Source organism: Natronospira elongata, from assembly GCF_034931365.1.
GTDB classification, from domain to species: Bacteria; Pseudomonadota; Gammaproteobacteria; order Natronospirales; family Natronospiraceae; genus Natronospira; species Natronospira elongata.
Map to the genome: position 1 here is coordinate 1 of NZ_JAYGII010000014.1, position 12,044 is coordinate 12,044.

The 12,044-nt window shown below is 62.6% G+C and carries 15 protein-coding genes; 1 reads left to right on the plus strand and 14 read right to left on the minus strand.

All coding sequences use genetic code 11. From position 1 onward, the window contains the following. The 5 genes from VCB98_RS07745 to VCB98_RS07765 form a co-directional block, all read right to left on the minus strand. On the minus strand, nt 1-875 hold an 875-nt coding region (locus VCB98_RS07745; protein WP_346051415.1), incomplete at its 3' end, for a S8 family serine peptidase. Between the two features lie 290 nt (nt 876-1,165). Beyond that, nucleotides 1,166-2,062: a heme o synthase gene (gene cyoE, locus VCB98_RS07750; RefSeq protein WP_346051417.1), complete on the minus strand. Its 897-nt coding sequence runs from the start codon at nt 2,060-2,062 to the stop codon at nt 1,166-1,168. 14 nt (nt 2,063-2,076) lie between these two features. Continuing rightward, on the minus strand, nt 2,077-3,126 hold the full coding sequence (locus VCB98_RS07755) for a COX15/CtaA family protein (RefSeq protein ID WP_346051419.1): 1,050 nt from the start codon (nt 3,124-3,126) through the stop codon (nt 2,077-2,079). Between the two features lie 18 nt (nt 3,127-3,144). Then, nucleotides 3,145-3,768 (minus strand): redox-active disulfide-containing membrane protein, encoded by a 624-nt coding sequence (locus tag VCB98_RS07760; protein WP_346051421.1) that lies wholly within the window; start codon nt 3,766-3,768, stop codon nt 3,145-3,147. Continuing rightward, nucleotides 3,761-4,486, minus strand: a complete 726-nt coding sequence (locus tag VCB98_RS07765) for an SURF1 family protein (protein ID WP_346051422.1) — start codon at nt 4,484-4,486, stop codon at nt 3,761-3,763. Before VCB98_RS07765 ends, VCB98_RS07760 begins: the two co-directional genes overlap by 8 nt. Nucleotides 4,487-4,568: 82 nt before the next feature. Here VCB98_RS07765 and VCB98_RS07770 point away from each other — a divergent pair, with 82 nt between their 5' ends. Continuing rightward, entirely contained in the window at nt 4,569-4,775 is a 207-nt protein-coding gene (locus tag VCB98_RS07770) for a twin transmembrane helix small protein (protein WP_346051424.1), read from the plus strand. A 125-nt stretch (nt 4,776-4,900) separates the two neighbouring features. Here VCB98_RS07770 and VCB98_RS07775 read toward each other — a convergent pair whose 3' ends face one another. The 9 genes from VCB98_RS07775 to bioH form a co-directional block, all read right to left on the minus strand. Further along, nucleotides 4,901-5,767 (minus strand): cytochrome c oxidase subunit 3, encoded by an 867-nt coding sequence (locus VCB98_RS07775; RefSeq protein ID WP_346051426.1) that lies wholly within the window; start codon nt 5,765-5,767, stop codon nt 4,901-4,903. Between the two features lie 62 nt (nt 5,768-5,829). After that, a complete protein-coding gene (locus tag VCB98_RS07780; RefSeq protein WP_346051428.1) occupies nt 5,830-6,387 on the minus strand; it encodes a cytochrome c oxidase assembly protein in 558 nt (185 codons plus the stop codon). Between the two features lie 34 nt (nt 6,388-6,421). After that, nucleotides 6,422-6,550, minus strand: coding sequence for a hypothetical protein (locus tag VCB98_RS07785; protein WP_346051430.1), 129 nt, complete (start codon nt 6,548-6,550; stop codon nt 6,422-6,424). Nucleotides 6,551-6,557: 7 nt separating this feature from the next. Next, nucleotides 6,558-8,138, minus strand: a complete 1,581-nt coding sequence (gene ctaD / locus VCB98_RS07790; RefSeq protein ID WP_346051432.1) for a cytochrome c oxidase subunit I — start codon at nt 8,136-8,138, stop codon at nt 6,558-6,560. Between the two features lie 27 nt (nt 8,139-8,165). Beyond that, nucleotides 8,166-9,029, minus strand: coding sequence for a cytochrome c oxidase subunit II (coxB, locus tag VCB98_RS07795; RefSeq protein ID WP_346051434.1), 864 nt, complete (start codon nt 9,027-9,029; stop codon nt 8,166-8,168). Nucleotides 9,030-9,121: 92 nt separating this feature from the next. Beyond that, nucleotides 9,122-9,604 carry a DUF2244 domain-containing protein gene (locus VCB98_RS07800; RefSeq protein WP_346051436.1) on the minus strand — a complete coding sequence of 161 codons (483 nt, stop codon included), beginning with the start codon at nt 9,602-9,604 and terminating at the stop codon, nt 9,122-9,124. 135 nt (nt 9,605-9,739) lie between these two features. After that, complete coding sequence (gene bioD, locus VCB98_RS07805) at nt 9,740-10,417, minus strand: dethiobiotin synthase (RefSeq protein ID WP_346051438.1); 678 nt, start codon at nt 10,415-10,417, stop codon at nt 9,740-9,742. Further along, nucleotides 10,414-11,271: a malonyl-ACP O-methyltransferase BioC gene (gene bioC, locus VCB98_RS07810; protein ID WP_346051440.1), complete on the minus strand. Its 858-nt coding sequence runs from the start codon at nt 11,269-11,271 to the stop codon at nt 10,414-10,416. The genes bioD and bioC overlap by 4 nt, the downstream gene beginning before the upstream one ends. Then, nucleotides 11,249-12,019 carry a pimeloyl-ACP methyl ester esterase BioH gene (bioH, locus tag VCB98_RS07815; RefSeq protein ID WP_346051442.1) on the minus strand — a complete coding sequence of 257 codons (771 nt, stop codon included), beginning with the start codon at nt 12,017-12,019 and terminating at the stop codon, nt 11,249-11,251. The genes bioC and bioH overlap by 23 nt, the downstream gene beginning before the upstream one ends. Nucleotides 12,020-12,044 lie beyond the last annotated feature (25 nt).

Sequence of the window (12,044 nt, forward strand, 5' to 3'; positions counted from 1 at the left end):
CCGGAAATCTCAAGCCCATCGGGGGTGGTGACCTCATTCCCGGCGGCGGTGCCAGCTACGTGGGTGCCGTGGCCGTTGTCGTCGAAGGCCGTATTGTCGCTGGGGTTGAAGTAGAAAGCGCCAATCAACTTGTTGTTACAGTTGTAACCGGGCTCGTACTGCTCATGATCCGGATCACAAGCGCCAATGAACACGCCATCACCGAGAGGGTTGACGTGCTCATAGCCGTCATCGGTGACTTCGGCAAAGGATTCGTGGTCGGGGTTGATGCCACTGTCGACGATGGCCACCACCATGTCTTCGCCCTTGCTCTCCACACCGGTGGCAGTGCCCTCCCAAATGGCCGGGGCACCAATTTGCTGGGGCCCGGCAAAGGTCAGCGGCTCATAAACAATCTCACGCTTGATCGAGCGGATCTCGGGCATGGAGGCGATGGCCTTGGCCGTGCGGGCATCGGTCTCGATGACAAAACCGTTGGCGGCAACCTGCCAACGGCGATCGGGATCGAATACCTGGCCGGTGTGCTGGGCGATGCCGGCCAGCACTTCCTGCTGGCGGTCGCGCAGATACTGCCGATACTCGGCAACGCCAGGCTGGCTGGTGGAGAAGCGCTCCTGGCCGGTCACACGGGGGCTGGTGGCCTCCAGGCCGGGGATGCCACCGGTGTAACGAACGACCGGGGCGTCATGCAGGCGTACGATCCATGTTTGAATCTCATCACTGTCGAGACCGTCCTGAATGGCCTGTTTGCCACTCCAGTCCCGCCACTGGCTGTCCGCTGCCATATCTTCGCTGGCCAGGCCATTGGCACTGCCCAGGGTGAGTGCGGCCACGATGGCCATGATGAAGGTCTTGCGAAGGATCTTGCCAGGCATGCTACCCCTCCCGTGTTAACACAAAGACGGGCGACCGACCGCAACACGCTGGCGCAGACAGTTCCCCCCCGTCAGATTTGAGCCTTCAGAAGTAGCACGCTCACAACGGCGGGGTCAAAATGAGCAGACGGATGGGGACGGGGCACCACGCACTCCAATGCCCTTGATTCGGATGGGTTTACTTTGAAGTCAAAGGCTTGCGGGTGATGGGAAGGAGACGGCCGACGTGATTCCCCGGCGACCGACAGCCGGCCACGATGCGCGCCGCCCCTGTGGCAAAAACGGAACGCCTAGGCCAGCCAAACGGCCAGATAATGGTCGATGAGCAGGGCCGCAAAGACACCGATGAGATAGGTGATGGAGAAGCCGAAGGTCTTCATGGGCCAGCGGCTGTCCGGGTCACGCTTGAGGGCGATGGTATAGGCCAGAAAGGCTATACCAAGGACCACGGCCACAACGAGATAAAGCAGACCGGACATGCCGGTCAGCCAGGGTAGCAGGGTCACCAGTAACAACAGGATGGTGTAGAAAATGATATGCCAACCGGTGAAATCGACACCGTGGGTGACCGGCAGCATGGGCATGTCCACCTTGGCGTACTCTTCCCGGCGGTGAATGGCCAGGGCCCAGAAATGAGGCGGCGTCCAGGTGAAGATGATCAGGAACAGCAACAGAGCGTGGGGGTGAATCTCGCCGGTAATGGCCACCCAGCCAAGCACCGGCGGCGCCGCGCCGGCGGCCCCGCCAATGACGATGTTCTGTGGCGTCGCCCGCTTGAGAAAGACGGTGTAGATGATGGCGTAGCCAACCAGCGAGGCCAGGGTCAGCACGGCGGCGAGGGGATTGACCAGAAACCACAACAGCGCCATCGCGGTGATGCCGAGAACGGCGGCGAAGCTCAGGACCTGCCAGCCCTTGAGGTGGCCGGTGGGCAGGGGCCGCTTGCGGGTACGCGCCATTTCGGCGTCGATGCGCCGATCAATGAAATGGTTGATGGCCGCCGCCGAGGCCGCCGCCAGGCCGATGCCCACGGTGCCGAAGATGAACAAATCCAGGGGCACGGCACCCGGCACCGCCAGCAACATGCCGACAATGGCGGTAAATACGATCAGCGCCACCACCTTGGGCTTGCAGAGATCAAGATAGTCCGCCGCCAGGGTGCGAAAGTCGGGGCTTGCCTGGGTCATGGTCCTGCCTGTCCTCAGCTATCCGTACCGGGGCGCCTACCATACAGCGCCCAGAGCGCGGTGACCATTGCCAGCATGAGCAGCGCCGCCCCGGCGTTGTGGGCGGTGGCCAGCCACAAGGGCAGACTCAGTACCACCACAAAGACACCAATGGCGAGCTGGATCAGCAACAGGCCGCTGACCGCGATGGCCATCCTTCGCAGTACCAGGCCGCCCACCTGCCAGAGCTTCCAGGCGAAGGCCGCGATCACCGCCAGGGCAATAATGGCACCCAGGCGATGGGTATAATGGATGGCGGTCCGGGCCTCATTGTCGAGGACTCCATACTCATAGTTCTTGCCCAGCTCACGCCACAGCGTGAAGCCGTCTCGAAAGTCCATCTCCGGCCAGTATTCACCGTGGCAGGTGGGGAAATCCGGACAGGCCAGGGCCGCATAGTTGGTGCTGACCCATCCGCCGAGGCCGATCTGGAGAATCAGAACAACGGTGGCGGCGATGCCGGCCCGACGCAGGCGACGGCGCGGCCGGCTTGGCAGGGACGCGGCTTCATCGGGGGCACCCTGATCGCGGGTACGCAAATACTGCAGCCAGAGCAGGGACAGGGTGGCCAGGCCCCCAAAGAGATGGGCCAGGACAATGGCCGGCTTGACCAGCAGGGTCACCGTCCACATCCCCAGCAGTGACTGGAAGATCACCAGCCCCACCAGCAGCCAGGGCAGCTTCACCGGCTGCCGCTTGTCAGTGCGGTTGAACCAGGCAAGGATCGCCAGGCCCAGAATCATCAGACCCAGCAGGCCGGCGACGTAGCGATGGGCCATCTCTTTCCAGGCCTTGGCCAACCACTGTTCGTCGCCCCGGGCCAGGGGGGTGTCATCCCACTGCTCCAGAGCAAAGTCCAATTGCTGCTCGGTCTGGGGCACGGTCATCACGCCGTAACAGCCGGGCCAGTCGGGACAGCCAAGACCGGCGTCATTGAGGCGGACAAAGGCACCCAGGACAACCACCACCAGGGTCAGGATGGTGGCGGCCAGGGAGCCGCGGTTGAAGATCTGCAAGCGAGTCATGTTCGGGTTCCGGGCTGGTTAACCAATCTGTGAAACACGAAGCAGGCGTTTCATGTCGTCCATGAAATCGTCCGGGTCAAATCCTGCCGGGAAGTACATCATCAGATTACCCAGCGGATCGACAATGTACAGGCGCCCCGTTTCCGGCGCAGCCTGGCCGTCATCGAGCTCGAACTGCTCGAGAAAATCCCCGGCGCGGGAATCACTCAGGTCGAAAACACTCAGGTCCGGGTGCGCTTCACGATAATGCGCCAGGTCCGCCGCGCTGGCCGGCTCGAACAGGACCCGGCGCACCCGGCCCATGTCGCGGCCCAGGGACAGCCGGATCTGTCGGGTTGCCCAGATCACTTCCTGACAGTCGGCGCCACAGCCGTCGGCGGCGATATAGATCACCGTCCAGCGACGGTCTCCCAGCACACTGCGCTCGCCTTCTCCGGCGCGCCCGGCCAGGGCATTGAGATCGGCATCGTCGATGGGCTGGGCGGGATGGACCAGCTCACCCTTGTTGGTGGTGCTTGCCGGCTCCATCGGCCCCTGGAAAGCCCACCACAGCCAGGCAAGGATGAAGGGACCGGCACAGACCAAAAATACCAACACCAGAGTGATGCGGAAACGTCGGGTGCGGGGATCAAGCTCACTCATTGCGGTGCACTCGTTTCAGATTGACGACGATGAAAAGAATAATCACGGCCAGGGTGACGGCGGCCCACTGAAAGGCATAGCCCAGATGTCGCTCTGGCGGCATGTTGATGGGGTCCCAGTCACGGCGAAAGCCGGGACTGGCCTCGGCATCCATCAAGAGGCGGCCATCGATGACCGGCTCACCCAGTTGCGACTGCAAATCCTCCGCCTCCGGAAAATAAATGCGCCGGGGCCAGTCACCTTCGGGGCTGGGGGCACTGAGACGGAAACCCGGCCGGGGCAGACTGTCCACCCGCCCCGCGACCGTCAGGGACTCGGTCGATGGTCTCTGCTCGGCCAGTCGGGCCTCGACATCCTCATCCGCGATCCAGCCCCGATCGACCACAATCAGGCTGCCGTCTGCTTTCAGGCGAAAGGGTGTCCAGACGTGAAAACCCGGCGCACCCTCACGCAGCATGCTTTCCAGGAGGAATTCCCGTTCCGGCAGAAAACGGCCCTTGAGACGGACGGGGGCATAACGCTCGAGTTCCTGCCAGTGTTCAGCGCTTTCCACAACGCGGGTTTCGGTACCGGCTTCAAACAGCTCCAGCAACTCGCGCTTTTCCTCTGCCCGGCCCAATTGCCAGGCGGAAAGGCTGGAAAAGATGAGAACGCCAGCGAGCAGCAGGACCCAGGCCCACCAGGGCGGCTTGAACTGCCAGCCGGTCTGTTGTCTCATACTGCCTCCCGGCTCGGGCCGATGGCCCGGCCGAATCCATTCCGGCGCCCACTGAGGCGGCGCCCCTGCCAGGTATCACGCAATGCGGCTTTTGATACTCATCATCATCGTGGCCATCCTGATCAGCCTGGGCTCCGCCCTGCGCTATTTGCTGAAGGATGCCGGCCAGTCGAAGCGGGCCGTCTGGGCACTGACCATCCGGGTGGGGCTGTCCGTCGCCCTCTTCCTGCTCCTCATGCTGGGCTTCGCCCTCGGCATCATCGAACCCACCGGGCCGCCGGTTAAGTAGCTGCGAGCTGCGAGCGACGAGCTGGCAGTGCCGGCTCGCAGCTCGTTGCTCGTAGCTCGTAGCTCGTAGCTCGTAGCTCGTAGCCAATTCCGACTGGAACAGGCTCGCGGTTGGGTGTAACAGGCTCAGAGCCAATACACGAAGATGAACACCAGAATCCAGACCACGTCCACGAAGTGCCAGTACCAGGCGGCGGCTTCGAATGCGAAGTGGTTTTCGGGTGTGAAATGGCCCTTGAGGCAGCGGAAGAAGACCACCAGCAGCATCAATGCCCCGAGTATCACGTGCATGCCGTGGAAACCGGTGAGCATGAAGAAGGTGGAACCGTAGATGCCGGAATCCAGCCGCAGGTTCAGATCCACATAGGCGTGGACGTATTCGTAGCTCTGAATGCCAAGGAAGAGCAGGCCGAGGGCAATGGTGGCACCCAGGCCCCAGTTGAGCACCTTGCGGTTGTTGTCCTTGATGGCGTGGTGAGCAATGGTCAGGGTCACGCCCGAGGTCAGCAGGATGGCGGTGTTCAGGGCCGGCAGGCCCCAGGCACCCATGGTGCTGAATGCGTCATGGCGCGGCGCCGGGCCGTCGGTGGGCCAGGAAGCCTCGAAGCCATCCCAGAGCAGCAGGCCGGTAAAGAAGTTGGCACCTTCACCACCCAGCCACGGCACCGAGTAGATCCGGGCGTAGAACAGGGCGCCGAAGAAGGCCGCAAAGAAGAAGACCTCGGAGAGGATGAACCAGGCCATGCCCTGGCGGAAGCTGCGATCCTCCTGAGGACCGAAGGCGCCGCTCACGCTCTCGTTGATCACATCACGGAACCAGCCCCAGACCATGTAGAGAATGATGGCACCACCAATGAACATCACCGGCGTGCCCCACAGGAGGCCGTTCAGCAGAGCAGCCGCACCCAGCACGGCCACGAACATCCCGATGGTGCCCACCACGGGCCAGTGGCTTTCATGCGGGACGTAGTAACTACCCTTTTCCTGAGCCATCTCGTTCTTCCTCAATCCTGCAATGGTTATTGGTCCGAAGGGCCGGCCCTCCGGTCAGGGTCCTACTTCTCGCCCACCACGTCCTGGGCGAAGAAGGAATAATTCAGGGTCACGGTGCCAATGTTGCGCGGCAGTTCCGGATCCACGTAGAAGAGCACCGGCATGCGCTGGCTTTCCTCACCGGCAAAAAGCTGCTCTTCAAAGCAGAAGCACTCCACTTTCTGCACATAGCGGGTGGCACCCGCTGGCGAAACATCCGGCACGGCGTGTCCCATTCGATCTCGCTCATCCAGATTGGTGGCGAGATAGTGGGTGGTGTAGAGCTTGCCCGGATGGACCCGCATGCGGGTTTCTTCCGGGGTGAAGCGCCAGATGTCCCTCTGATTGGTCGTAGCGACAAACTCCACCGTGACCTTGCGGTCATAATCCACTTCCAGCGCAACCGGTTCGGCGGCCGCGCGGGTGGTGGAGGAACTGCTGATCCCGGTTACCTCGCAGAACACGTCGTAGAGCGGCACCAGGGCAAAGCCGAAACCAAACATGGCCACGGAAGCCAGGGTCAACCGGGCCACCAGCCCCCTGTTGCCCTTGCCAGGCTTGCCGTCTTGTTCCGAACTCATTCTCGCGCCTCCCGAGTCAGACTTGCTCGCTGACTCAATAGCGGGTGCTGATCAACAGAAAGATGCCCACATAGAAGGTGACCGCAACGGCCCCGATCACCAGGGCCCAGAAGCGGGCCCGGCGTCGGTTTTGTTTGGTGCGATCATCGTCTTGCTCGGACACACTCACCTCACTTCACTTCCGGGGCGGTCTCGAAGGTGTGGTAAGGCGCCGGCGAGGGCACTGTCCACTCAAGACCATGGGAGCCTTCCCAGACCCGATCAGTCGCGCGACCCACACCACCGCGGATGCAGTGGATGATCACGTAGACAAAGATCAGCTGGGAAAGACCGAAGACAAAGGCCCCGATACTGGAGATGAAGTTGAAGTCCGTGAACTGGACCGCATAGTCCGGGATCCGGCGCGGCATGCCGGCCAGGCCCAGGAAGTGCTGCGGGAAGAAGGTCACGTTAATGGAAATCGTGGACAGCCAGAAATGGGTCTTGCCCCAGAACTCGCTGTACATGTAGCCGGTCCACTTGGGCAGCCAGTAATACACGGCAGCCATGATGGCGAAGACCGCACCCGGCACCAGCACGTAGTGGAAATGGGCCACCACGAAGTAGGAGTCATGGTACTGGAAATCCGCCGGCACGATGGCGAGCATCAGGCCGGAGAAGCCACCAATGGTGAACAGGAAGAGGAAGGCCAGGGCATACAGCATCGGGGTTTCGAAGGTCATGGCCCCACGCCACATGGTCGCCACCCAGTTGAAGATCTTCACGCCCGTGGGCACGGCAATCAGCATGGTGGTGAACATGAAGAACAGCAGCCCGGCCACCGGCATGCCCACGGTGAACATGTGGTGAGCCCAGACAATGAAGCTCAAGAAGGCAATGGCGGCAATGGCGTAGACCATGGCGCTGTAGCCGAAGAGCTTCTTGCGGGCAAAGGTCGGGATGATCTCGGAGATGATCCCGAAGGCCGGCAGGATCATGATGTAGACCTCGGGGTGCCCGAAGAACCAGAAGATGTGCTGGAACAGGACCGGGTCACCGCCGCCGGCGGCATCAAAGAAGGCGGTACCGAAGTACTTGTCGGTGAGCAGCATGGTCACCGCACCGGCCAGCACCGGCATCACCGCGATGAGCAGATAGGCGGTAATCAGCCAGCTCCACACGAAGATGGGCATCTTCAGAAGCCCCATGCCCGGGGCCCGCATGTTCATGATGGTCACGATGATGTTGATCGCGCCCATGATGGAGGAGATACCCAGAACGTGAATGCCGAATACCAGGAGCGGGAAGGCATCCCCCGTCTGCAATGAGAGCGGCGGATAGATGGTCCAGCCCGCGGCCGGCGCACCGCCCGGCACGAAGAAGGTCATCAGCAGAAGCGTGAAGCCGATGGGCAGGATCCAGAAGCTCCAGTTGTTCATGCGCGGCAGGGCCATGTCCGGCGCCCCCACCATCATGGGGATCATCCAGTTGGCCAGACCCACGAAAGCCGGCATGACGGCGCCGAAGATCATGATCAGCGCGTGCATGGTGACCATCTGGTTGTAGAACATGGGGTCAACCAGATTCATGCCGGGCTGGATCAGCTCGGCACGGATGACCATGGCCATGGCCCCGCCCACGAAGAACATGATCAGGCTGAACCAGAGGTACAGCGTGCCAATGTCCTTGTGATTGGTGGTAAACAGCCAGCGACGCATGCCCTTGGCCGGGCCGTGATGCTCGTCGTGATGGGTATCGGTAGCAGTGCTCATTTTTTCTCTCGACCTCCGGCTCAGTCTTTACCGGGCCACGTCAATGGCGGAAACCTGGGTTGCGTCTTCGTTCTCGGCGTTGCGATCGCGCATCTCTTCCAACCAGGCCTCGTACTCTTCCTGTTCCACCGCCTCGACGACGATGGGCATGAAGCCATGGTCACGGCCACAGAGTTCAGCGCACTGACCGCGATACACACCGGGTTCGGAAATCTCGAACCAGAGTTCGTTGACGAAACCGGGAATGGCGTCTTTCTTACCACCCAACTCAGGCACCCACCAGGCGTGAATGACATCATTGGCGGTCAACAGCAAAAGGACTTTCTGGTCCACGGGAACAACCACGCGGTTATCCACTTCCAGCAGATAGTTGTCCACGTCGAGGGGGTCGATCTCGCGATGGGCGCGAAGCTGGCGGGCACGATTGCTGTCATCGTCCAGACGGCTGTAGAAGGACACATCCTCGCCACGATATTCGTAATGCCAGAACCACTGATAACCAGTGACCTGGATACTCATGTCGTAATCGCGATAGTCCTCGATATCGATGAGTGCCCGCGCGGAAGGAATGGCCATGCCCACAAGAATCAGGAAAGGCACGGCGGTCCACACCACTTCAACGGCGGTATTGTGGTGCCACTTGGCCGGTTCCACGCCCCGGGATTTGCGGTGCAGGAAAATGGAAATGATCATCGCCCCGAACACGATGACCCCGATGGCAACGCAGATCCAGAAGATCAGCATGTGCAGGTCATAAATGTCGGAACTGATGGATGTCACGCCACGGGGCAAGTTAATGCCTTCACGGAAGGCCAGTGCCGACCCGGGAAGCAAGAACAGGCCGAGCAAGACGGTGTGGCGAATGGCGCCTGAAAGCTTCGCTTTGAACATGCTTTCACTTCTCCTGCGTGATGGATCAAGCAGACCACCCGAGCAAGGCGTGGCGGTCTACCGGCTCCGCCCGGCTTAAGAGGACGGAGATTTCATTTTCCGGTGGCCAGCAGGCCCCTGAGCCGCTCGCCAAGCGAACTGCGCTCCGATTCTGTCAAACAACGCCCGATCTCGCACTGCCGATGCCCTTCGCGCAAAAACAGGCGGGCGGGATAGTTGCGATGAGCGGCGGGCTCCAGCTCGACCCTCACCCAGGCTCGATGAAACCGCTGCTCTGTCTCCGGACGTCCGCGGCCCTGCTCAACCCGAAGGGAATCTCCCTCCAGGGTGATGACCTCGCGATAGCGGGTTCGCCGCTCCACGACGTAGAGGCATATCGCCAGGACCAGCAACTCCAGCCCGGCGAAAGGCAGAACCGGCCATAATCCGCGTGCCGCCACGCTGGCGCTGACCAGCAGCACGGCAAGGGCAACCACAAGAAAAAAGATCACCCGGCCCCGTGAACCGAGGGAGTCATTGGGGCTGACCACGATTCGATGCGGCGCCTGCCCCGGTGATCCTTCCTCATGCCTCATGGATTCGACCCGGGTTTCCGGAGGCGGAAATGGTACTTCAAGGCCCTGCGGGGCGCAATGGCGGCTGGGTCGGGGAAATCCATGATTGGGGTCAATATTTTTTCGGGTCAGGGGTGAGGGGTTAGGGGTTAGGGGTCAGGGGGGCGTGGGGAGGCGATTGAGATCCAGATCGGGGGCCAGTTCTGCGGGGTCGGGGCGAGGGTTGTGGCGGAGGCGGCCGAGGCAGGGGGCGGGCAGCAGGCGGGCCAGGGTCTGGAAGTTTTCTTGCCGATGGGATTGCTCGGGGTCAGGCTCGGTGGCGACCCAGCTGGCCAGGGGCAGGCCCACCTGCGCAATCCGGTCGGCGGTGAGCAGGGCGTGGTTGATGCAACCCAGGCGCAGGGCGACCACCAGAATCACCGGGTAATCCAGGGCCAGGGCCAGGTCCTCCATGGTTTCCCGCCCGCTCAGGGGCACGCGCCAGCCGCCGACCCCTTCCACCAGCCGCCAGTCCGCCACCGGCCCCGGGGTGATGCCCTGAAGAAGCCGCGCCACGGTGAGCGCCTCGCCGGCCTCCTCGGCGGCAATGTGCGGGGCAATGGCCGGCTCGAAGGCCAGTGGGTTGATCGCTGCATAGGCAGGCCCCGGGCTTGAGGCCGCCAACAGGGCCTCCCCGTCCTCGTTGCGCAGACCGTCCGGGGTGGGGCGTGAACCGGATGCCACCGGCTTCAAGCCCACCGCCGTCTCCCCCCGCGCGCGGATGGCATGCAGCAGGGCGCAGGTGACCAAGGTTTTTCCGACTTCGGTGTCGGTGCCGGTGATGAAGAGGTTCATTTCGGTTTCCAGACTGTGCCGTAGACGACTTCGTAGGTGGCAGGGAGGCGGTCTTCGGTGCGGAATTGCTCGTAGGCCTGGCGAAAGCGGGCCATTTTCCTGGGACCGGTGAGGCCGCGGGGACGGTCGGCGGTGACGTTGTGGGCACCGATACGCTTGATGTCGCGCATGAGCGCATCGGCCGTCTCGTAGGTCAGGGTGAAATGTTCCGCATCCATCACCGGCTCGGCCAGGCCGGCACGAATCAGGCCGTCACCGATGTCGTGCATGTCGGCGAAGACGTTGACATGGGTACGCTCGTCCACCGCCGACCAGGCCTGACGCAGCTCGGTCAGGGTGTCCGGGCCGAAGGTGGTGAACAGGAACAGGCCCTGGGGCTTGAGTACCCGGCGGATCTCGCGAAAGGCGCGGTCGAGATCATCCACCCATTGCAGGCCAAGGCTGGAGAAAATCAGATCCACACTGTCATCGGCGATGGGCAGGCGGCTGATATCGGCACAGATGGGCGGCAGCGGTCGCCACCAGCTGCCGTGCTGCCGGGCGCGCCGGAGCATGGCCTCGGAGAGATCCAGGGGATGAACCCGCGCCTTGGGATAGCGCTGGCGCAGGGCGGCACTGCCCTGCCCGGTGCCGGCGGCCAGGTCGAGGATGGTGCGAGGCTCGATGGTGGTGAGATCGAGGCGCTCGAGCAGACGGTCGCAGACTTCGCGCTGCAGCACGGCATGTTCGTCGTAGCTGTCGGCGGCGCGATCAAATGAGCGCCGCACGGCGTCCCGTTCGGGCAGCGCCGGATGGTCGTCAGGCTCGGGTTCGAGCCTGGGCAGGTTGGGATCAACCCGCTTGGGTGAAGTCATGGATCAGCTCCAGGAATTGCTCGGGATCAGAGAGAAAGGGGGCATGCGCCGTCCTGGGCAGACAATGATAATCCGCCCGGGGAATGGATTCAGCCATGGCGCGCCCGGCTTCGGGATGGGTGAGACGATCCAGCCGCCCGCTGATGACCCGCACGGGCATGGTCAGGTGGGCCAGCTCGGCGCGCAGGTCGACATCGCCGAGCAGGTCGAGGCCGTGCTCGAGTACTCGGTGATGGGGCTCGCCGTGACGGAAAACATCCTTGCGCAGGGCTCTCAACAGGCGCCGGGCTTCGGGGTCGCCTTGTGTCTGGAGGGCGAGGAATTGCTGCACTGTGGCCCTGAAATCGTTTCGCAATTCGTCCGCAAACTGGGCCAGGGTGTTGGGGGCCATGGCGTGGGGCCAGTCGTTGGCTGTGACGAAACGCGGGGTGGTGGCGACGGCGATCAGGCGCTCGACTCTGTCGGGTGCGTCGAGGGCGGCGCGGGTGGCGACCATGCCGCCGAGTGACCAGCCGAGCCAGGTGGCCCTGTCGGGGGCGACGGCGAGTACGGCTTCGGCCCAGTCACCCAGGCTTTCACCGATCTCGGCGTCCCGGCTGCGACCATGGCCGGGCAGGTCCACGCGGGTAACGCGGTAGTGGGTCTGGAGTTCGTCGAGCGCGGGCCCCCAGACATCGGCGTGCAGCCCCCAGCCATGGACCATGACCAGGTTGGGGCCTTCGCCTTTTGTTTCGTGCCAGAGGTTCATCGTTGTTTTTCCGGTCTGTTTGTGG

Excerpts from the sequence above, each read along its gene's own strand:
- cyoE (WP_346051417.1), bottom strand. The coding sequence starts at position 2,062 with ATGACCCAGGCAAGCCCCGACTTTCGCACCCTGGCGGCGGACTATCTT.
- VCB98_RS07755 (WP_346051419.1), bottom strand. The coding sequence starts at position 3,126 with ATGACTCGCTTGCAGATCTTCAACCGCGGCTCCCTGGCCGCCACCATC.
- VCB98_RS07760 (WP_346051421.1), bottom strand. The coding sequence starts at position 3,768 with ATGAGTGAGCTTGATCCCCGCACCCGACGTTTCCGCATCACTCTGGTG.
- VCB98_RS07765 (WP_346051422.1), bottom strand. The coding sequence starts at position 4,486 with ATGAGACAACAGACCGGCTGGCAGTTCAAGCCGCCCTGGTGGGCCTGG.
- VCB98_RS07770 (WP_346051424.1), top strand. The coding sequence starts at position 4,569 with ATGCGGCTTTTGATACTCATCATCATCGTGGCCATCCTGATCAGCCTG.
- VCB98_RS07775 (WP_346051426.1), bottom strand. The coding sequence starts at position 5,767 with ATGGCTCAGGAAAAGGGTAGTTACTACGTCCCGCATGAAAGCCACTGG.
- VCB98_RS07780 (WP_346051428.1), bottom strand. The coding sequence starts at position 6,387 with ATGAGTTCGGAACAAGACGGCAAGCCTGGCAAGGGCAACAGGGGGCTG.
- ctaD (WP_346051432.1), bottom strand. The coding sequence starts at position 8,138 with ATGAGCACTGCTACCGATACCCATCACGACGAGCATCACGGCCCGGCC.
- coxB (WP_346051434.1), bottom strand. The coding sequence starts at position 9,029 with ATGTTCAAAGCGAAGCTTTCAGGCGCCATTCGCCACACCGTCTTGCTC.
- VCB98_RS07800 (WP_346051436.1), bottom strand. The coding sequence starts at position 9,604 with ATGAGGCATGAGGAAGGATCACCGGGGCAGGCGCCGCATCGAATCGTG.
- bioD (WP_346051438.1), bottom strand. The coding sequence starts at position 10,417 with ATGAACCTCTTCATCACCGGCACCGACACCGAAGTCGGAAAAACCTTG.
- bioC (WP_346051440.1), bottom strand. The coding sequence starts at position 11,271 with ATGACTTCACCCAAGCGGGTTGATCCCAACCTGCCCAGGCTCGAACCC.
- bioH (WP_346051442.1), bottom strand. The coding sequence starts at position 12,019 with ATGAACCTCTGGCACGAAACAAAAGGCGAAGGCCCCAACCTGGTCATG.